A 17,895-nucleotide genomic window follows, 5' to 3' on the forward strand; every position below is an offset into this window, starting at 1 on the left:
TCGGGAGGGGGCGTTGACAGGGGACGGACGGCGGTCGCGCTCTAGCTACCCGAGCGCCCCTGGACGTACTCCGTCGGAATGACGGGTTCCCCCCGGGAGAGCTGCGTAGCGGACAGCGGCAGGTTGCCCCGCGCGGCGATGTGCCGCTCGCGGGCCGCGTCGAGCGGCTCGCGCGCGACGACCTCGCCGCCCTTGACCAGCTGCACCAGCAGCTGCCGGTCGTCCGGCCCGGCAGGCAGCGGCCCGGTCCCGATCACCTCGGCCTCGGCCACCCCGTCCTCGTCCAGCCGGCGCACCGCCCACTTGCGTCCGCCGATGGAGGTCTTGCCCCCGCTGGACTTCTTCGCGACCGCCACCAGCGGCGCCTCCGGGTCGCCGGACTCGGCCCGGGCGACCAGCTTGTAGACCATCGAGCAGGTCGGGTGCCCGGAGCCGGTGACCAGCTGGGTGCCGACGCCGTACGCGTCCACGGGCGCCGCCGCAAGCGAGGCGATCGCGTATTCGTCCAGGTCCGAGGTCACGATGATCTTGGTGTCCCGGGCGCCCAGCTCGTCCAGCTGATGCCGCACCCGGTGCGCGACCAGCAGCAGGTCGCCGGAGTCGATGCGCACCGCCCCCAGCTCGGGTCCGGCCACCTCCACCGCCGTACGGACGGCCTCGGCGACGTCATAGGTGTCGACCAGCAGCGTGGTGCGCCGGCCGAGGGATTCCACCTGGGCCTGGAAGGCGTCCCGCTCGCGGTCGTGCAGCAGGGTGAAGGCGTGCGCCGAGGTACCGACGGTCGGGATGCCGTACCGGAAGCCGGCCGCGAGGTCGGAGGTGGTCGCGAAGCCGCCGATGTACGCGGCCCGTGAGGCGGCCACGGCGGCCAGCTCGTGGGTGCGGCGGGCGCCCATCTCGATCAGCGGCCGGCCGGCGGCGGCGGAGGCCATCCGGGAGGCGGCGGCCGCGATCGCCGAATCGTGGTTGAGGATGGAGAGGATCACGGTCTCCAGCAGGACGCACTCGGCGAAGGAGCCCTCGACCCGGATGATCGGTGAGCCGGGGAAGTACACCTCGCCCTCGGGGTAGCCCCAGATGTCACCGCTGAAGCGGTAGCCGGCGAGCCACTTCAGGGTCTGCTCGTCCACGATCCTCCGCTCCCGCAGGAAGCCGAGGACACCCTCGTCGAAGCGGAAGTTCTCGACCGCGTCGAGGACGCGTCCGGTACCCGCCACCACCCCGTAGCGGCGCCCGTCCGGCAGCCGCCGGGTGAAGACCTCGAACACGCTGCGCCGCTCGGCCGTACCGGCATTCAGAGCGGCCTGCAGCATCGTCAGCTCGTACTGGTCCGTGAAGAGCGCCGTCGAGGGAACGTCCACCGGCAGCCCAAGGTCCGCCACGTTCACCGAATCCTCCCCAAGATCGTGACATTCCGGCAACCCCGGGCCCGGCCGGGGGTCCGGGGGTCGCCCCCCGGTGAGTGCAGCATGGCAAGCATCGTAACCCCATTTCGTCAGTGTGACGATTTATGGGGCGCGTGGCAGCATGGGCTGTGTGACGTCACCCGCGCCCGTAGAGATCGAACGCACCGAGTCGGCGGAGGAGGTCTTCGCCGTACCCGAGCCCGACGTCCCCTGGGTCACGATCGTCCACAACGACCCGGTCAATCTGATGAGCTATGTGACGTACGTATTCCAGGCGTACTTCGGCTATCCGAAGGACAAGGCCACCAAGCTCATGCTCGACGTCCACCACAAGGGCCGAGCGGTCGTCTCCAGCGGCAGTCGCGAGGAGATGGAACGCGACGTGCAGGCGATGCACGGCTACGGTCTGTGGGCCACCCTCCAGCAGGACCGGAAGTAGCGAACGCCCTTCATGCCCGGACACTTCGAACCGATCCCCGGCGGCGGTGCCGCCGTCGCGCTCGACGACGTCGAGATCTCCATCATCCGGTCGCTGGCCGTCCAGCTCCTGGAGCTCATCGGGCCCGGCCCCGGCGCGGACACCCCCGAGGACCCGCTGGCCGAGCTGTTCGCCGAGGGCCCGAGCGAGCCGCCCGCCGACCCCGTCCTGCGCAGGCTCTTCCCGGACGCCTACAGCGATCCGGAGAAGGCGCCCGACTCCCCGGCCGAGGCCGAGGAGCGGCGTGCGCACTCCGCAGAGTTCCGCCGCTTCACCGAGAACGACCTCAGGACCGGCAAGCGGGAGAACGCCCTCGCGGTGATCCGCACCCTGAACGAGCTGTCCCCGGTGGACGAGGGCGGAGCGATCCTCAAGCTGTCCCCGGAGGAGTCGAGGCGGTGGCTCGGCGCGCTCAACGACCTGCGGCTGGCGATCGGTGCCCGGCTGGACATCACCGACGAGGACGACACCGATCTGCTCTACCGGCTCCCGGACGAGGACCCGCGCAAGCCGATGGTGATGGCCTATCTGTGGCTGGGCGGCCTCCAGGAGACGCTTGTGACCACCCTTTTGGCATAACGTGTCGGATTTCATGTTCGCTCAGAGGACGCTCAAATCCGGATAACGATCGCGTCACCGTCTCGGCCTGATTTGCCGCTTTAGGGCGTTCTTTGTCCGCTTTTCCCTGTGCGATGCGCCACAATGCGCCCCTGTGATCAATGTTGCGGCCGTGATAAATCTTCACGACCGCCCGGCCGACACCACCCATGTCCGGCCGGGTGCGCCACCGAGCCGGCGACCGCCGGCCAGGCAGGAGCGGACTCGCGAGAACCCGCTCAGCTCCATCAATCCGGGGGGATCGAAACCCGATCCGAGGCCGACGAAAGGCCCGGTTCGGCATGGAGAAAGGCGCACCACACATGACCTCTGAGAAGGTCACCGAAGCCCCTGAGGAGGGCTACGAGCGCGGTCTCGGCAGCCGTCAGGTCCAGATGATCGCGATCGGCGGCGCGGTCGGCGTCGGCCTGTTCCTGGGAGCCGGGGCGAACATCGCCAAGGCCGGTCCCAGCCTGATCTTGATGTACGCCCTCGCCGGCGTCATCATCTTCTTCATCATGCGGGCACTCGGCGAGCTGCTGCTCTACCGCCCGGTTTCCGGCTCCTTCGCGGAGTACTCCCGCGAGTTCCTCGGCCCGTTCTTCGGCTACTTCACCGCCTGGACGTACTGGCTGATGTGGGTGGTCACCGGCATGGCCGAACTGACGGCCGCCGCCATCTATGTCAACTACTGGTTCCCGTCGGTCCCGCAGTGGGTGACGGCGCTCGTCTTCCTGGTGATTCTCTTCGGGGTCAACCTGATCTCCGTGAAGCTCTTCGGTGAGCTGGAGTTCTGGTTCTCGATGGTCAAGGTCACCGCCCTGATCGGCATGATCGTGATCGGCCTGGGCGTGCTCACCTTCGGCTTCAGCGCCGCCGGTGACACCGCCACCGTGTCGAACCTGTGGCAGTTCGACGGCTTCTTCCCCAAGGGCATCGGCTCCTCCCTGATGACCCTGCAGGGCGTGATGTTCGCCTACCTCGCCGTCGAGCTGGTCGGCGTGACCGCGGGCGAGTCCGAGGACCCGGAGAAGACCCTCCCGAAGGCCATCAACACCCTGCCCTGGCGTATCGCCCTGTTCTACGTGGGTGCCCTCACCGTCATCCTGTGCGTGGTCAAGTGGACCGAGTTCGCACCGGGCGTCAGTCCCTTCGTGAAGGCGTTCGCGATGATCGGCATCCCGGCCGGCGCCGGCATCGTCAACTTCGTGGTGCTCACCGCCGCCCTGTCGTCGTGCAACTCGGGCATGTACTCCACCGGCCGCATGCTGCGCACCCTGGCGGACAACGGCGAGGCCCCGCGGGTCTTCTCCAAGCTGTCGTCCACCAAGACCCCGGCACTCGGCATCACCGTGTCCGTCGCCTTCATGGGCATCGGCGTGGTCCTGAACTACATCGTCCCGGAGAAGGCGTTCGGCTACGTCACCTCCGTCGCCACCGCGGCCGGCATCTGGACCTGGCTGATGATCCTGATCAGCCACGTCCTCTACCGCCGCGCGGTCGTCGCGGGCCGGCTGCCCGCCTCGTCCTTCCCGGCGCCGGGCGGCTCGGTGTGCTCGTACATCGCCATCGTGTTCCTGCTCTTCGTCACCGGCCTGATCGCGTACGACGGCGACTCCCGCGTCTGCCTCTACGTGATGGCGGTCTGGGCGGTCGCGCTCGGCATCGGCTGGCTGGTCCTGAAGAACCGCAGGCCGGAGATCGCCGACCGCGACGAGCGGGCCTTCGAGAAGGTGGGCTGACCACCGGGGAGACCATCCCCATGGACGTCCGGCCGCCGGGAGTACTCGTGGCACCCCTGGCGGCCGCCGCTCAGGACGTCCATCATGTGGGCCGTCCCGTACCACACCTCGGTACGGGACGGCCCCTCTGCTTATCCTGACCCCCATGCTGACCATCACCCAGGCGCTGTACGACCAGATCGTCGCCCACGCACGCGGGGACCACCCCGACGAGGCGTGCGGCGTGGTCGCCGGCCCGGCGGGCGCCGGCCGCCCCGAGCGCTTCATCCCCATGCTGAACGCGGCCCGCTCGCCCACCTTCTACGAGTTCGACTCGCAGGATCTGCTCAAGCTCTACCGCGAGATGGACGACCGCGACGAGGAGCCGGTGATCATCTACCACTCCCACACGGCGACCGAGGCCTACCCCTCCCGGACCGACATCGGCTACGCCAACGAACCCGGCGCCCACTATGTCCTGGTCTCCACCGCCGACACCGACGGCCTCGGGGAGTTCCAGTTCCGCTCCTTCCGGATTCTCGACGGCGAGGTCACCGAGGAAGACGTCGAGGTCGTGGCTGCGTACTGAGGGTCCCTGACCACAGTTCGGTCAGAGTTCATCCAGCATGCGAGATCACATTCCAGGACCCGGACCGGGAATCGATACGATGAGCCCATGGTTCTGAACGACGTGAGCGAGAAGACGCCGGGCATCCTGCTCGTGGCGCGGCTGCACGTCGACCTGTGCAGGCTGAACAGCGCCATCTGTTGACGTTCCCCGCCGCCGTACGGCCGCTGCCGTGGCGCTTCCCCGGTGCCGAAAAGCCCGGGGGACCCCCGGGCGCGCGCACACCGAATCGACGAACCCTTTCCGACAGGAGCCCGCAACCATGGCCATCGAGGTCCGCATCCCCACCATCCTCCGCACGTACACCGACGGCCAGAAGGCGGTCGACGGCGCCGGGGAGACCATCGCCGACCTGTTCGCCGACCTCGAGACCCGGCACGCGGGCATCCAGGCCCGCATCGTGGACAACGGCCAGCTGCGCCGCTTCGTCAACGTGTACCTGAACGACGAGGACGTCCGCTTCGTCGACGGCATCGACACCAAGCTGACCGACGGCGACACCGTGACGATCCTGCCGGCCGTCGCCGGTGGCATGGCCTGATCGGCCGCTGAGCCCGATGCGCTACGACTCCCCGCTGGCTGCGGTGGGCAACACCCCTCTGGTGCGCCTGCCGCGGCTGTCGCCGTCCGCCGACGTCCGGATCTGGGCCAAGCTCGAGGACCGCAACCCGACCGGCTCGGTCAAGGACCGCCCGGCCCTGCACATGATCGAGCAGGCGGAGAAGGACGGCCGGCTCACCCCGGGCTGCACGATCCTGGAGCCCACCTCCGGCAACACCGGCATCTCCCTCGCGATGGCCGCCAAGCTCAAGGGCTACCGCATGGTGTGCGTGATGCCCGAGAACACCTCGCAGGAGCGCCGGGACCTGCTCGGCATGTGGGGCGCCGAGATCATCTCCTCCCCGGCCGCCGGCGGCTCCAACACCGCCGTGCGGGTGGCCAAGGAGCTGGCCGCCGAGCATCCCGACTGGGTGATGCTCTACCAGTACGGCAACCCGGACAACGCGGGCGCCCACTACGCCACGACCGGCCCGGAGATCCTCGCCGACCTCCCGTCCGTCACCCATTTCGTCGCGGGCCTCGGCACGACCGGCACCCTGATGGGCGTCGGCCGCTATCTGCGCGAGCACAAGCCGGACGTGAAGATCGTCGCCGCCGAACCGCGCTACGACGACCTGGTCTACGGCCTGCGCAACCTCGACGAGGGCTTCGTGCCGGAGCTGTACGACGCCTCCGTCCTCACCACCCGCTTCTCGGTGGGCTCCGCCGACGCGGTCACCCGCACCCGTGAACTCCTCCAGCAGGAGGGCATCTTCGCCGGTGTCTCCACCGGTGCCGCCCTGCACGCGGCGATCGGTGTCGGCAAGAAGGCGGTGAAGGCCGGCGAGAGCGCCGACATCGTCTTCGTCGTGGCCGACGGCGGTTGGAAGTACCTCTCCACCGGTGTCTACACGGCGGCCACCACCGAGGAGGCCATCGAGACGCTCCAGGGTCAGCTCTGGGCATAGCGCCCCTGTTCTACGGGCCAACTACGCGCCATCCCCCTCCTATGAGGGGGCCAATCCCCTCCTATGGAGGGGCAAAGAATTCCCTGCGGTACTGCCGGGGGTCCGCGCCCCGGGTCTACGTTCCTCCCGCACCCTGTCATGTCACGCTCATCCGACATCCAGGGCGTCTGTGAGTGTCATGCTCATGACTCGCGGCCGCCGCCGCTACGCGCGTCACGGGCCTGCCAACCAGTGCGAGAAACCCCACTTCCCGATGGAGGCAGTACCCCATGCGTGAGTCACGCCCGAGCGGGCGGAGACGGAGTCTGCGAAGACTCGTCTCCGTCGCCCTCCCCGCCCTCGCCCTGACCGTCGCCGGACTGGCGGCGGCACCCACGGCCGGTGCCCAGGCCGCCGCCGCTCCCGCGCCCCACATCTCCCGGGCCGCACAGAACGCCAAGGCCCTGATCGCCCCGGAGCACCAGACCTTCCACTCCACCGGCAAGGCCGGACAGAAGGTCCCCACGACCCGTCTGTGCGCCACCGCGAAGCCGGGCCACGCGTCCTGTTTCGCCCAGCGCCGCACCGACATCAGGCAGCGGCTCGCCTCGGCGCTCGCCGCGGCCGCGCCCTCAGGCCTCTCCCCGGCCAACCTGCACAGCGCCTACAACCTGCCCTCGACGGGCGGCAGCGGCCTGACGGTCGCCGTGGTCGACGCCTACAACGACCCCAACGCCGAGTCGGACCTGGCCACTTACCGCTCCACCTACGGCCTGTCCGCCTGCACCAAGGCCAACGGCTGCTTCAAGCAGGTCAGCCAGACCGGTTCGACCACCTCGCTGCCCTCCAACGACACCGGCTGGGCCGGCGAGGAGGCCCTCGACATCGACATGGTCAGCGCGGTCTGCCCGAACTGCAACATCACCCTGGTCGAGGCCAATTCGGCGAACGACACCGACCTCGGCATCGCCGAGAACGAGGCGGTCTCGCTCGGCGCCAAGTTCGTCTCCAACAGCTGGGGCGGCTCCGAGGACTCCTCCCAGACCAGCGAGGACACCCAGTACTTCAAGCACCCGGGCGTCGCGATCACCGTCTCCTCCGGTGACGAGGCCTACGGCGCCGAGTACCCGGCGACCTCCCAGTACGTGACCGCCGTCGGCGGCACCGCGCTCACCACCTCCTCCGGCTCCCGCGGCTGGAGCGAGTCGGTGTGGAAGACCAGCTCCACCGAGGGCACCGGCTCCGGCTGCTCCGCCTACGACCCGAAGCCCGCCTGGCAGACCGACACCGGCTGCACCAAGCGCATGGAGGCCGACGTCTCCGCGGTCGCCGACCCGGCCACCGGCGTGGCGGTCTACGACACCTACGGCGGCTCCGGCTGGGCGGTCTACGGCGGCACCAGCGCCTCCGCCCCGATCATCGCCGGCGTCTACGCACTCGCGGGCACCCCGGGCTCCGGCGACTACCCGGCGAAGTACCCGTACACCCACACGAGCAACCTGTACGACGTGACCAGCGGCAACAACGGCTCCTGCACCACCTCGTACTTCTGCACCGCCCGCACCGGCTACGACGGCCCGACCGGCTGGGGCACCCCGAACGGCACCACCGCCTTCACCGCCGGCACCAGCAGCGGCAACACGGTGACCGTCACCAACCCGGGCAGCCAGTCCACCGCCACCGGCGGTTCGGCCGGCCTGCAGATCCACGCCACCGACAGCGCGGGCGCGACCCTGACCTACAGCGCCTCCGGTCTGCCGGCCGGCCTGTCGATCAACAGCTCCTCCGGCCTGATCTCCGGCACGGCCTCCACCGCCGGCACCTACCAGGTCACCGTCACCGCGACCGACTCCACCGGCGCCTCCGGCTCGGCCTCCTTCACCTGGACGGTCGGCTCCGGCGGGGGCGGCACCTGCACCTCGGCCCAGCTGCTCGGCAACGCGGGCTTCGAGTCGGGCAACACCACCTGGAGCGCCAGCAGCGGTGTCATCACCACCGACTCCGGTGAGGCCGCGCACGGCGGCTCCTACAAGGCCTGGCTCGACGGGTACGGCTCCTCGCACACCGACACCCTGTCCCAGTCGGTGACCATCCCGTCGGGCTGCAAGGCCAGCTACACCTTCTACCTGCACATCGACACCGCCGAGTCCGGCAGCACCGCGTACGACAAGCTGACCGTGACCGCCGGTTCGACCACCCTGGCGACGTACTCGAACGTCAACGCCTCCGGGTACGCGCAGAAGACCTTCGACCTGTCCTCGTTCGCGGGGCAGACGGTCACCCTGAAGTTCAGCGGAGTGGAGGACTCCTCGCTGCAGACCAGCTTCGTCGTGGACGACACCGCCCTGACGACCAGCTGAGCCGTACGGCCCCCGGTCCCGCACGCGGAAGTGCTGCGCGTGCGGGATCCGTCCGCGCCGGTGGTACGTCACATCTGTACCAAGAGGCCGGTCGGCCGGCCACGGCAGAAAGGCGGACACCATGCGCCGTACGACGCCCATCGCACTCGCGGCGGCAGCGTTGCTCCTCGCGGGCTGCGGCTCCCGGAGCGGCGGGGACAGCGGCAGCGACAACGGCAAGGTCTCACCGTCGGCATCCGCCACGAAGCCCGGCGGCTGCGTCACCCACGCGGAACTGACCGCCGCCGACAACGGCCGCACCGTCTGCCTGACCAAGGGCGACGAGCTGCGGCTCACCCTCGACGGCACCCGGAGCCGCCCCTGGAAGGCGGTCGCGGCGAACGGCAGCGCCCTGGAGGCGATCAACTCCGGTTTCGTCATCCAGCCGGGCGACGCCACGGCCGCCTACCGGGCGGTGACGTCCGGAAAGACCGAGCTGACGTCCTCCCGCCCCCTGTGCGCCGAGCCCACCGCCCCCGGCCAGGTCTCCTGCAAGGGCATCCAGGAGTGGAAGGTCACCGTGACCGTGAGCTAGGGGGCGTCGTTCGGATCACCCCGGGTCCGCGACGCCCGGCACGGCACCTCGCCGCGTTGTCGCATCACCCGAGTACGTCCAGGACGCGGGTGATGCTCCGCCTTGCGATGCACCGCACCATGCGCCGCGGCACTAGCCGGCGAGATGCCGTACCTGGTCCCACAGGACCGGGTCGACCACGCCCACCCGGCGCCGGAAGTCCCAGACCGGCACCTCGCGCAGCTCGTCGGTCTGCAGGAAGCTGGGCCGGCCGTGGGCGTCCCCGACCGAGCCGGGCGGCAGCGGGATCACCCCGGCCCGCTCGTCGTGGTACTTGCTGGTGATCTTCGCGACCGTGGCCCGGTTGCCGCGCACGGCCAGCACCAGACAGGGGCGGTCCTTGACCTCGGGCCGGTCCTCGTAGGGCACGTTCGCCCACCAGATGTCCCCCGGGTGCGGACGTGCCGTCAGCGTCCGTTCCCGGCGCCCGGGCGGCCGCAGCCGGCGCCCGCCCGGCCGGCTGCCCCGGCCCCAGCCGTCGACGAGCGTGGCGACCAGCGCGAGCAGCACCACCGCCGCGAGCGCCAGCCACCAGGACGTGTCCATACGGACGACGTTACCGGCGTGCGCCCGACATCGCGCGCCCTCTTGCTTGCCTCATGCGCCCCCGGTCCAGCCGAACCGGTGACACCACAGGTGAGTTCGCCCACAACGGCCCCTGGCGGAGGAGCGACCGGCCCTTTTGCGCCTTACGCTCGACAAACCGCACGACCCCTGTCTGCCCCCCTGCCCGACCCCTCTCTCCGCCCGCTCATCGGTATCCCGCCAACGGAGGTTTCTGCTTCATGAAGCTCACCGTCGTCGGCTGCTCGGGGTCGTTCCCGTCCGCGGAATCGGCCTGTTCGAGCTACCTCGTAGAGGCCGACGGCTTCCGGCTGCTGCTCGACATGGGCAATGGCGCCCTCGGCGAGCTGCAGCGCCACTGCGGTCTCTACGACCTCGACGCGATCTTCCTGAGTCATCTGCACGCCGATCACTGCATCGACATGCTCGCCTACTTCGTCGCGCGCTACTACCGCCACGACGGCGGCCGCTGCGACCCGATCCCGGTCCATGGCCCCGAGGGCACCGAACACCGGCTGACCACGGCGTACGCCGACACCCCCTCCGCCTCCTCCATGAGCGAGGTCTTCGACTTCCACACGGTCAAGCCGTCCACGTTCGAGATCGGCCCGTTCACCGTGCACACGGAGCGGATGCGGCACCCCGTGGAGGCGTACGCCATCCGCGTCGAGCACGGCGGGCGGTCGCTGACGTACTCCGGCGACACCGGCGTCAGCGAGGCGCTGGACGAGCTGGCCCGGGACACGGACCTCTTCCTGTGCGAGGCCGCTTTCACGCACGGCAAGGAAAGCATCCCCGACCTGCACCTCAACGGCCGTGAGGCGGGCGAGTCGGCTGCCCGCGCGGGCGCCCGCCGCCTGGTCCTCACCCATATCCCGCCGTGGACCGATCCGCAGGTCAACCTGGCGGACGCACGCGAGGTGTTCGCGGGTCCGGTGGAGCTGGCCGCTCCGCGGGTCACGTACGAGATCTAGCCGGTACGCGCACGAAGGCCCCGGAACCTGGTCGGTTCCGGGGCCTTCGTCATGCCGTGCGGCGGGCCTCACGCCTTGGTGAGATCCTCGACCTCCTCCTCGGGCTCGCGGCCCGGGGTCTTCAGGTCGAACTTGAGGATGGCGAAGCGGAACACCGAGTAGTAGATCGCGGCGAACACCAGGCCGATCGGGATGATCAGCCAGGGCTTGGTGGCGAGGTTCCAGTTCAGCACGTAGTCGATCGCGCCGGCGGAGAAGTTGAAGCCGGCGTGGACGCCCAGGGCCCAGGTGATCGCCATGGACGCGGCCGTCAGCACCGCGTGGATGACGTACAGGAGCGGGGCGATGAACATGAAGGAGAACTCGATCGGCTCGGTCACACCGGTGACGAACGAGGTCAGCGCGAGCGAGATCATCATGCCCATCACCGCCTTGCGGCGCTCGGGGCGGGCGCAGTGCGCGATGGCGAGGGCGGCGGCCGGCAGACCGAACATCATGATCGGGAAGAAGCCGGACATGAACATTCCGGCGGACGGGTCGCCGTGCAGGAAGCGGTTGTAGTCACCGGTGAAGACCTGACCCGCCGTGTCCTTGTAGGTGCCGAGCTGGAACCAGGCCACGGTGTTCACGAACTGGTGCATGCCGATCGGGATGAGACCGCGGTTGACCAGACCGAACAGGGCGGAGCCGACGGCGCCCAGGCCCGTCATCCACTCGCCGAAGTGCGTGATGCCCTTGCCGACGGGCTCCCAGACCAGGCTGAAGAAGACACCGACCAGTGTGCCGACGAAGGCCATGAGGATCGGCACCAGACGGCGGCCGTTGAAGAAGCCGAGCCAGTCCACCAGCCTGGTGCGGTGGAACCGCTGCCACATCACCGCCGCGAGCAGACCCATGATGATGCCGCCGAGGACACCGGGGTCGTTGTACGTCGCCGCGACGATGTTGCCCTTCTCGATGTGCTCCTCGGTCAGCGGGAAGGCCTGTATCACCTTGCTGTAGACGAGGAAGCCGACCAGTGCGGCGAGCGCGGTGGAGCCGTCCGACTTCTTGGCGAAGCCGATGGCCACACCTATGCAGAACAGGATGGGCAGGCTGCCGGTGATGGCACCGCCGGCCGCGTTGAACACGGTCGCGACCTTGTCCCAGCCCAGGCCGTCCTTGCCGAAGATGTCATCCTGGCCGAGCCGGACCATGATGCCCGCCGCCGGCAGCACGGCGATCGGGAGCTGCAGGCTGCGGCCGACCTTCTGCAGGCCCTGGAACAGGCCGGATCCCCGCTTCTTTGCGGGAGCCGCCGTTGTCGCGGTGGCGGTGCTCATACGTCCTCCATCGGGTGGTCTACACCACTCACTGGTGTAGACCTGTTGTAGCACGATGAAGGCGGTATAAGGAACCCGCGAATCCGCTGTCGAAGCGCTACGCGCAGTACGGGTCCAAGTCGCCTGTCGTCAGACCTTTGTGACGTCCTCGACCTCCTCCTCGGGCTCGCGTCCGGGGGTCTTGAGATCGAACTTGGTGATCGCGAACCGGAAGATGCCGTAGTAAACGGCCGCGAAGCACAGGCCGATCGGGATGATCAGCCAGGGTTTCGTCGCCAGGTGCCAGTTGACGAGGTAGTCGATCAGGCCCGCCGAGAAGCTGAAACCGTCGTGCACCCCGAGCGCCCAGGTCACCGCCATCGACGCACCGGTGAGCACGGCGTGGATCGCGTAGAGGAAGGGGGCGATGAACATGAAGGAGTACTCGAGCGGTTCGGTGATGCCGGTCACGAACGAGGTCAGCGCGACCGAGAGCATCAGGCCGCCGACCTCCTTGCGGCGGCCGGGTCTGGCGCAGTGTGTGATCGCCAGGGCGGCGGCCGGCAGGGCGAACATCATGATCGGGAAGAAGCCCGAGGTGAACTGGCCCGCGTTCGGATCGCCCTCCAGGAACATGTTGATGTCGCCGTGCACGGCCTTTCCGGCGGGCGTGATGTAGGTGCCGAACTGGAACCAGATGGGCACGTTCAGGAACTGGTGCAGGCCGACGACGAGCAGGGCGCGGTTGGTGACGCCGAAGAGGCCCGCGCCCCAGGAGCCGGAGTCCCGCAGCCAGTGGCTGAAGCTCTCCAGGGCGTTGCCGATGGGCGGCCAGATCCACAGGCACAGGGCCGCGAAGAGGATCCCGGCGAACGCCATGATGATCGGCACGAGCCGGCGGCCGTTGAAGAAGCCGAGCCAGTCCACCAGCCTGGTGCGGTGGAAGCGGGCCCAGAAGAAGGCGGCCATCAGGCCCATCACGATGCCGCCGAAGACGCCGGGGTTCTGGAAGGTGAAGGCCGTCGCCGGCCCCTCCTTCACCTGGCAGCCGACGTCCGGGATCACCGTCGAACCGGCGGGGCAGTCCTGCGGGAACTGGTGCAGCACGCCGTAGTAGACGAGGAAGCCCGCCACCGCCGCGAGCGCCGTCGAGCCGTCCGCCTTCTTCGCCATGCCGATCGCGACGCCCACACAGAACAGCAGCGGAAGCCCGAGCGAGCCGTCGAGCAGGGCGCTGCCCGCCCCCTTCATCACCTTGGCGACGGTCGTCCAGCCGAGGCCCCCCGCTCCGACCACGTCCCGCTGGGACAGCCCGATCAGGAGGCCCGCGGCCGGCAGGACCGCGATGGGCAGCTGCAGGCTGCGGCCCATCTTCTGCATGCCCTGGAACAGCCGGTTCCGGCGGGCACGTCCGGGGGTGACCGTGCTCTCGGCGCTCATCGGCGTCCTCCCTGAACCGCTCGACCCGGACGAGGGTTTGGTGCCTGTCCCTGCGGTGGTGTAGACCAGTTGGCGGACGGTTCCGCTGTCGTGATCGCCATCATTCGGCACGCACGGCATGACCGCTCGCGAAGTTGGGCCAACTGTGGGTTACTGCGACAAAGCGGTTCGGATCAGGGAGAAGGAACATGGCCAGCAAGGCTGAGAAGATCGTCGCCGGCCTCGGCGGCATCGACAACATCGAGGAGATCGAGGGCTGCATCACCCGGCTGCGCACCGAGGTGTCCGACCCCTCGCTGATCGACGAGGCCGCCCTGAAGGCCGCCGGTGCCCACGGTGTCGTCAAGATGGGCACCGCCATCCAGGTCGTCATCGGCACCGACGCCGACCCGATCGCCGCGGAGATCGAAGACATGATGTGAGCCTCCGGGTTCACCTGTAAGGGGCTCTTCCCCCCGGGGGAGGAGCCCCTTCCGCCGCTCCGGATAGGCTCGTGGGCATGTCTCGAATCGACGGCCGCACCCCCGAACAGCTCCGCCCGGTCACCATCGAACGCGGCTGGAGCAAGCACGCCGAGGGCTCCGTCCTCGTCTCCTTCGGCGACACCAAGGTGTTCTGCACCGCCTCGGTCACCGAAGGAGTCCCGCGCTGGCGCAAGGGCAGCGGCGAGGGCTGGGTCACCGCGGAATACTCCATGCTGCCCCGCGCCACCAACACCCGCGGCGACCGCGAGTCCGTCAAGGGCAAGATCGGCGGCCGCACCCATGAGATCTCCCGGCTCATCGGCCGCTCCCTGCGCGCCGTCATCGACTACAAGGCGCTCGGCGAGAACACCATCGTCCTCGACTGCGACGTCCTCCAGGCCGACGGCGGCACCCGCACCGCAGCCATCACCGGCGCCTACGTGGCCCTCGCCGACGCCGTCACCTGGGCCCAGGGCAGGAAGCTGATCAAGGCCGGCCGCCAGCCGCTGACCGGAACCGTGAGCGCGGTCTCGGTCGGCATCGTCGGCGCGGTCCCCCTCCTCGACCTCTGCTACGAGGAAGACGTACGCGCCGAGACCGACATGAACGTCGTCTGCACCGGCGACGGCCGCTTCGTCGAGGTCCAGGGCACCGCCGAGGCCGAGCCCTTCGCCCGCGACGAACTGAACGCCCTGCTCGACCTCGCCGTCACCGGCTGCACCGAACTGGCCGCGATCCAGCAGGCCGCCCTGGCCGCCACCCTCGAAAAGTAAAGGGCACGCCAAAAAACGGGGGGCGCGAGGGCAACCCCCGCACTCTCCCCGGCGTCCCTAGGGGTACGGGCGCACGGCCCACACCGTGCGCCCTGCCAACCGCACCAGGGGAGGGGAACACCACCATGGCCGCCAGCCGACGCCGAGGCCGTATCACCGCAGTTGCCGCCGTCATAGCGACCGCCGCGCTCACCACAGGCCTCACCACTGGCTGCGACGCCGTGAACAAGGCCCTGGACTGCGTACAGACCGCCGACGCCATAGCCGACAGCGTCACCGACCTCCAGCAGGCCGTGGAGAACGCCTCCAACGACCCGACGCAGCTCGACGAGGCCCTCGCCTCCATCGACAAGAACCTCGACAAGATCGGCGACAAGACCGACAACGCCGACGTCAACAAGGCGGTCGACGACCTGAACAAGGCCGTCGCCAACGTCCGTACGTCCATCAAGAACGGCGACAACACACCGAATGTCAGCCCGGTGACGGACGCGGCCGGCGAACTGACCAAGGTCTGCACGTCGTAGCGGCGCCCGAGGGAACGGCCGGGGAGGCTCAGTACTCCCCGTGCCTGCGCCGACCCCGCCCCTGCGCCCGGTCCTCGCGCCGGGCCCGGTGCAGCTCGTGCCGCGACTCCCTGCGCTCCAGCCGCTCCTGCCGGCGCTGCTCCTTCAGCCGCTGCCGCTCGGCCCGGGTCACCTTGCGCTCCACGCCGACACCGCCCCAGAACGCGAAGCCGCCGATGACCACCCGCGGCGCACCGGGCTCGGCCCGCTCGTCACCCCTGGGGTGCTCGAAGCCGCCCATCACACCGATCCCGCGCACGACGACCTCGACGCCCGGCGGCACGATCACCTGCACCCCGCCCATGACCGCCACACAGTTGATCTCGACCTCGCGGTCCGCGAAGTCCGCCTCCCGCAGGTCGATCTCGCCACCGCCCCAGAAGGCGAAGCAGTTGAACCGCTTGGGCACCGTCCAGCGCCCCTTGCGCTGAAACCCCGACAGCACGGCGACCGCCCCCGTGGACGACCCCTCGCCGCCGACGATCCGGCCGGCCCAACTCCCGCTCTCCACCGGCTCCTTGGTGAAGGAGACCGGGACGGGCGCCATGGCCCCGCCCGTCGGAAGGTCTCGGGTGATCGGCGTCAACTCGGCGTACGTACGCGCCTTGTACGTCGCCTCCAGCCGCTCCTCGAACTCCTCCATGTCCAGGCGCCCCTCGGCCAGGGCGTCCCGCAGGACCTCGGCGACCCGCTCACGGTCGGCGTCGGATGCGCGGAGTTCCGGCACTGCGTCGTCGGTCATGGCAGAAGCCTACGAGACCGCCTTCTCGGCGTACATCTTCGCGATGACAGCCTCGATGTCCGGCTCCCGCACCGACAGGTCCACCAACGGATACGCGGCCGCGACCGACGCCACGAGCGGCGCCGCCGACTGCCCCGCCGGGAACGCCAGCCACTGCCGCGGCCCCTCCACCCGCACCACCCGGCAGGACGGCACATCGATCGGCGGCAGCTCCCGCTCCAGGTCCACCACCAGCGTCCGCTCGCCCTCCCCGGCCTCGTGCAGTCCGGCCAGCGGACCGTCGTACATCAGCCGCCCGTGGTCGATCACCATCACCCGCGAGCACAACTGCTCGATGTCCTGCAGATCGTGCGTCGTCAGCAGCACCGTCGTCCCGCGCTCGACGTTCAACTCCTTCAGAAAACCCCGCACCTTGGCCTTGGACACCACATCGAGACCGATCGTCGGCTCGTCCAGGTACAGCACCTCCGGATCGTGCAGCAGGGCCGCCGCGATGTCCCCGCGCATCCGCTGCCCCAGCGAGAGCTGCCGCACCGGCACGTCCAGCAGATCGCCCAGCTCCAGGAGTTCCACACACCGGTCCAGGTTCTCCCGGTAACGGGCGTCCGGGATCCGGTACATACGGTGCGCCAGCCGGTAGGAATCGATCAGCGGCAGATCCCACCACAACGTCGTCCGCTGCCCGAACACCACCCCGATCCGGTGCGCCAGCCGCGTCCGTTCCCGCGACGGATCGATCCCCGCCACCCGCACCCGGCCCGCGCTCGGCGTCAGGATGCCGGTCAGCATCTTGATCGTGGTCGACTTCCCGGCACCGTTCGGACCGATGTAGCCGACCATCTCACCGCGCGCGACGGCGAAGGAGATCGAGTCAACCGCCCGCACCTGCCGCCGCTCCCGCTTCAGAAACCCCGCCTTCTTGCGCACCTCGAAGACCTTCTCGACCTGCTCCAGTGAGATGAAGTCGCCGTCCCGCACCCGCTAGCTCCCTGTGCTCCGATACGAACGAAGTCCCGCCCGCCAGGCCAGCCCCGCCAGCGCACAGCAGGCCGCCGCCACCAGCGGCGACGCGAACGCCACCCACTCCGGCAGACCCAGCGGATACGGCCGCCCCAGCACATACGTGGCCGGCAGCCAGTTGACGAAGGCCAGCGGCAGCACGAACGTCACCCCGCGCACCAGCTCCTTCGCGAACACCGTCGGCGGATACTGCAACAGCGTCGTACCGCCGTACGTGAAGGCGTTCTGCACCTCCGAGGCGTCCTGCGCCACGAACTGGAACGCCGCCCCCGCCACGAACACCGCGCAGAAGATCCCGAACCCGCTCAGCACCGTCACCGGCATCAGCAGCAGCTTCGCCGCCGTCCAGTCGATGTCCACCCGGGTCAGCGACCAGCCCAGCACCAGCGACCCCTGCGTCACCCGCCCCAGCCGGCGCAGCGCGAACCGGTCGGCCGCCACCTGCGCCAGCACCGGCGCCGGCCGCACCAGCAGCGAGTCCAGCGTGCCGTCCCGCACCCGCCGCCCCAGCCGGTCCATCGACCCGAGCACCAGATCGGCCAGCCCGAAGGACACCGCCGACAGCCCGTACAGGAACGCCACCTCCGGGAGCGCATATCCACCCAGCGCATCCACCCGCGAGAACATCAGCATGATCGCGACGAAGTCGAAGAACGTCGCCGTGAAGTTCCCGAACGTGGTCATCACGAAGGAGGCGCGATAAGCCATCGTGGACCGCACCCACATCCCCGCGACCAGCCGATAGGCCCGCGCACCCTCCG

The 17,895-nt window shown here is 69.4% G+C and carries 20 protein-coding genes; 13 read left to right on the forward strand and 7 right to left on the reverse strand.

Annotated features, from left to right (window positions below; all coding sequences use genetic code 11):
- Nucleotides 1-41: 41 nt before the first annotated feature.
- On the reverse strand, nucleotides 42-1,388 hold the full coding sequence (locus tag ACIRU3_RS03655) for a nicotinate phosphoribosyltransferase (RefSeq protein WP_404050810.1): 1,347 nt from the start codon (nucleotides 1,386-1,388) through the stop codon (nucleotides 42-44).
- A 139-nt stretch (nucleotides 1,389-1,527) separates the two neighbouring features.
- On the opposite strand from ACIRU3_RS03655, the gene clpS reads away from it, so the two are divergent.
- The 9 genes from clpS (at nucleotide 1,528) to ACIRU3_RS03700 (ending at nucleotide 9,251) form a co-directional block, all read left to right on the forward strand.
- Nucleotides 1,528-1,845, forward strand: a complete 318-nt coding sequence (gene clpS, locus ACIRU3_RS03660) for an ATP-dependent Clp protease adapter ClpS (RefSeq protein WP_067315022.1) — start codon at nucleotides 1,528-1,530, stop codon at nucleotides 1,843-1,845.
- A gap of 12 nt (nucleotides 1,846-1,857) precedes the next feature.
- Nucleotides 1,858-2,463 carry a DUF2017 domain-containing protein gene (locus tag ACIRU3_RS03665; protein WP_404050812.1) on the forward strand — a complete coding sequence of 202 codons (606 nt, stop codon included), beginning with the start codon at nucleotides 1,858-1,860 and terminating at the stop codon, nucleotides 2,461-2,463.
- A 341-nt stretch (nucleotides 2,464-2,804) separates the two neighbouring features.
- Nucleotides 2,805-4,223, forward strand: a complete 1,419-nt coding sequence (locus tag ACIRU3_RS03670; protein WP_404050815.1) for an amino acid permease — start codon at nucleotides 2,805-2,807, stop codon at nucleotides 4,221-4,223.
- 145 nt (nucleotides 4,224-4,368) lie between these two features.
- Nucleotides 4,369-4,791 carry a Mov34/MPN/PAD-1 family protein gene (locus tag ACIRU3_RS03675; RefSeq protein ID WP_404050817.1) on the forward strand — a complete coding sequence of 141 codons (423 nt, stop codon included), beginning with the start codon at nucleotides 4,369-4,371 and terminating at the stop codon, nucleotides 4,789-4,791.
- A gap of 87 nt (nucleotides 4,792-4,878) precedes the next feature.
- Nucleotides 4,879-4,974 (forward strand): putative leader peptide, encoded by a 96-nt coding sequence (locus ACIRU3_RS03680; RefSeq protein WP_020940333.1) that lies wholly within the window; start codon nucleotides 4,879-4,881, stop codon nucleotides 4,972-4,974.
- Nucleotides 4,975-5,092: 118 nt separating this feature from the next.
- Complete coding sequence (locus tag ACIRU3_RS03685; RefSeq protein ID WP_404050820.1) at nucleotides 5,093-5,371, forward strand: MoaD/ThiS family protein; 279 nt, start codon at nucleotides 5,093-5,095, stop codon at nucleotides 5,369-5,371.
- Nucleotides 5,372-5,387: 16 nt separating this feature from the next.
- Nucleotides 5,388-6,338 (forward strand): PLP-dependent cysteine synthase family protein, encoded by a 951-nt coding sequence (locus tag ACIRU3_RS03690; protein ID WP_404050823.1) that lies wholly within the window; start codon nucleotides 5,388-5,390, stop codon nucleotides 6,336-6,338.
- 269 nt (nucleotides 6,339-6,607) lie between these two features.
- Nucleotides 6,608-8,677, forward strand: coding sequence for a putative Ig domain-containing protein (locus ACIRU3_RS03695; RefSeq protein ID WP_404050826.1), 2,070 nt, complete (start codon nucleotides 6,608-6,610; stop codon nucleotides 8,675-8,677).
- Nucleotides 8,678-8,798: 121 nt separating this feature from the next.
- Complete coding sequence (locus tag ACIRU3_RS03700; RefSeq protein WP_404050829.1) at nucleotides 8,799-9,251, forward strand: hypothetical protein; 453 nt, start codon at nucleotides 8,799-8,801, stop codon at nucleotides 9,249-9,251.
- Between the two features lie 132 nt (nucleotides 9,252-9,383).
- Here ACIRU3_RS03700 and ACIRU3_RS03705 read toward each other — a convergent pair whose 3' ends face one another.
- Complete coding sequence (locus ACIRU3_RS03705; RefSeq protein ID WP_404050832.1) at nucleotides 9,384-9,836, reverse strand: type II toxin-antitoxin system PemK/MazF family toxin; 453 nt, start codon at nucleotides 9,834-9,836, stop codon at nucleotides 9,384-9,386.
- Nucleotides 9,837-10,075: 239 nt separating this feature from the next.
- Between ACIRU3_RS03705 and ACIRU3_RS03710 the strand changes: the two genes are divergently transcribed.
- Nucleotides 10,076-10,828, forward strand: coding sequence for an MBL fold metallo-hydrolase (locus ACIRU3_RS03710; protein ID WP_404050835.1), 753 nt, complete (start codon nucleotides 10,076-10,078; stop codon nucleotides 10,826-10,828).
- A 68-nt stretch (nucleotides 10,829-10,896) separates the two neighbouring features.
- Here the strand turns inward: ACIRU3_RS03710 and ACIRU3_RS03715 are convergent, their stop codons facing one another.
- Together ACIRU3_RS03715 and ACIRU3_RS03720 are read right to left on the reverse strand one after the other, a co-directional pair.
- On the reverse strand, nucleotides 10,897-12,150 hold the full coding sequence (locus tag ACIRU3_RS03715; protein ID WP_404050837.1) for a PTS transporter subunit EIIC: 1,254 nt from the start codon (nucleotides 12,148-12,150) through the stop codon (nucleotides 10,897-10,899).
- A 129-nt stretch (nucleotides 12,151-12,279) separates the two neighbouring features.
- A complete protein-coding gene (locus ACIRU3_RS03720; protein ID WP_404050839.1) occupies nucleotides 12,280-13,569 on the reverse strand; it encodes a PTS transporter subunit EIIC in 1,290 nt (429 codons plus the stop codon).
- A 188-nt stretch (nucleotides 13,570-13,757) separates the two neighbouring features.
- Here ACIRU3_RS03720 and ACIRU3_RS03725 point away from each other — a divergent pair, with 188 nt between their 5' ends.
- The 3 genes from ACIRU3_RS03725 to ACIRU3_RS03735 all read left to right on the forward strand — a co-directional run bounded on the left by ACIRU3_RS03725 (nucleotide 13,758) and on the right by ACIRU3_RS03735 (nucleotide 15,333).
- A complete protein-coding gene (locus ACIRU3_RS03725; RefSeq protein WP_393738207.1) occupies nucleotides 13,758-13,991 on the forward strand; it encodes a glucose PTS transporter subunit EIIB in 234 nt (77 codons plus the stop codon).
- Nucleotides 13,992-14,068: 77 nt separating this feature from the next.
- Nucleotides 14,069-14,806 (forward strand): ribonuclease PH, encoded by a 738-nt coding sequence (rph, locus tag ACIRU3_RS03730; RefSeq protein WP_404050841.1) that lies wholly within the window; start codon nucleotides 14,069-14,071, stop codon nucleotides 14,804-14,806.
- A 125-nt stretch (nucleotides 14,807-14,931) separates the two neighbouring features.
- On the forward strand, nucleotides 14,932-15,333 hold the full coding sequence (locus ACIRU3_RS03735) for a hypothetical protein (protein WP_404050844.1): 402 nt from the start codon (nucleotides 14,932-14,934) through the stop codon (nucleotides 15,331-15,333).
- A 28-nt stretch (nucleotides 15,334-15,361) separates the two neighbouring features.
- Here ACIRU3_RS03735 and ACIRU3_RS03740 read toward each other — a convergent pair whose 3' ends face one another.
- The 3 genes from ACIRU3_RS03740 to ACIRU3_RS03750 are packed head-to-tail and all read right to left on the reverse strand — an operon-like array spanning nucleotide 15,362 to nucleotide 17,860.
- A complete protein-coding gene (locus ACIRU3_RS03740) occupies nucleotides 15,362-16,114 on the reverse strand; it encodes a DUF1707 domain-containing protein (protein WP_404050846.1) in 753 nt (250 codons plus the stop codon).
- A gap of 9 nt (nucleotides 16,115-16,123) precedes the next feature.
- Nucleotides 16,124-17,092, reverse strand: coding sequence for an ATP-binding cassette domain-containing protein (locus tag ACIRU3_RS03745; RefSeq protein ID WP_404050848.1), 969 nt, complete (start codon nucleotides 17,090-17,092; stop codon nucleotides 16,124-16,126).
- Between the two features lie 3 nt (nucleotides 17,093-17,095).
- Nucleotides 17,096-17,860 carry an ABC transporter permease gene (locus ACIRU3_RS03750; protein WP_404051881.1) on the reverse strand — a complete coding sequence of 255 codons (765 nt, stop codon included), beginning with the start codon at nucleotides 17,858-17,860 and terminating at the stop codon, nucleotides 17,096-17,098.
- Between the last annotated feature and the right edge of the window lie 35 nt (nucleotides 17,861-17,895).

Source organism: Streptomyces sp. NPDC101151 (assembly GCF_044768335.1).
GTDB lineage: Bacteria > Actinomycetota > Actinomycetes > Streptomycetales > Streptomycetaceae > Streptomyces.

What these genes read in the sequence shown, in the direction of transcription:
- ACIRU3_RS03665 (WP_404050812.1), top strand. Translation starts at nt 1,858, where the DNA reads ATGCCCGGACACTTCGAACCGATCCCCGGCGGCGGTGCCGCCGTCGCG.
- ACIRU3_RS03680 (WP_020940333.1), top strand. Translation starts at nt 4,879, where the DNA reads ATGGTTCTGAACGACGTGAGCGAGAAGACGCCGGGCATCCTGCTCGTG.
- rph (WP_404050841.1), top strand. Translation starts at nt 14,069, where the DNA reads ATGTCTCGAATCGACGGCCGCACCCCCGAACAGCTCCGCCCGGTCACC.
- ACIRU3_RS03710 (WP_404050835.1), top strand. Translation starts at nt 10,076, where the DNA reads ATGAAGCTCACCGTCGTCGGCTGCTCGGGGTCGTTCCCGTCCGCGGAA.
- ACIRU3_RS03705 (WP_404050832.1), bottom strand. Translation starts at nt 9,836, where the DNA reads ATGGACACGTCCTGGTGGCTGGCGCTCGCGGCGGTGGTGCTGCTCGCG.
- clpS (WP_067315022.1), top strand. Translation starts at nt 1,528, where the DNA reads ATGGGCTGTGTGACGTCACCCGCGCCCGTAGAGATCGAACGCACCGAG.
- ACIRU3_RS03690 (WP_404050823.1), top strand. Translation starts at nt 5,388, where the DNA reads ATGCGCTACGACTCCCCGCTGGCTGCGGTGGGCAACACCCCTCTGGTG.
- ACIRU3_RS03685 (WP_404050820.1), top strand. Translation starts at nt 5,093, where the DNA reads ATGGCCATCGAGGTCCGCATCCCCACCATCCTCCGCACGTACACCGAC.
- ACIRU3_RS03720 (WP_404050839.1), bottom strand. Translation starts at nt 13,569, where the DNA reads ATGAGCGCCGAGAGCACGGTCACCCCCGGACGTGCCCGCCGGAACCGG.
- ACIRU3_RS03735 (WP_404050844.1), top strand. Translation starts at nt 14,932, where the DNA reads ATGGCCGCCAGCCGACGCCGAGGCCGTATCACCGCAGTTGCCGCCGTC.
- ACIRU3_RS03725 (WP_393738207.1), top strand. Translation starts at nt 13,758, where the DNA reads ATGGCCAGCAAGGCTGAGAAGATCGTCGCCGGCCTCGGCGGCATCGAC.
- ACIRU3_RS03695 (WP_404050826.1), top strand. Translation starts at nt 6,608, where the DNA reads ATGCGTGAGTCACGCCCGAGCGGGCGGAGACGGAGTCTGCGAAGACTC.
- ACIRU3_RS03700 (WP_404050829.1), top strand. Translation starts at nt 8,799, where the DNA reads ATGCGCCGTACGACGCCCATCGCACTCGCGGCGGCAGCGTTGCTCCTC.
- ACIRU3_RS03670 (WP_404050815.1), top strand. Translation starts at nt 2,805, where the DNA reads ATGACCTCTGAGAAGGTCACCGAAGCCCCTGAGGAGGGCTACGAGCGC.
- ACIRU3_RS03750 (WP_404051881.1), bottom strand. Translation starts at nt 17,860, where the DNA reads ATGTGGGTGCGGTCCACGATGGCTTATCGCGCCTCCTTCGTGATGACC.
- ACIRU3_RS03715 (WP_404050837.1), bottom strand. Translation starts at nt 12,150, where the DNA reads ATGAGCACCGCCACCGCGACAACGGCGGCTCCCGCAAAGAAGCGGGGA.
- ACIRU3_RS03675 (WP_404050817.1), top strand. Translation starts at nt 4,369, where the DNA reads ATGCTGACCATCACCCAGGCGCTGTACGACCAGATCGTCGCCCACGCA.
- ACIRU3_RS03740 (WP_404050846.1), bottom strand. Translation starts at nt 16,114, where the DNA reads ATGACCGACGACGCAGTGCCGGAACTCCGCGCATCCGACGCCGACCGT.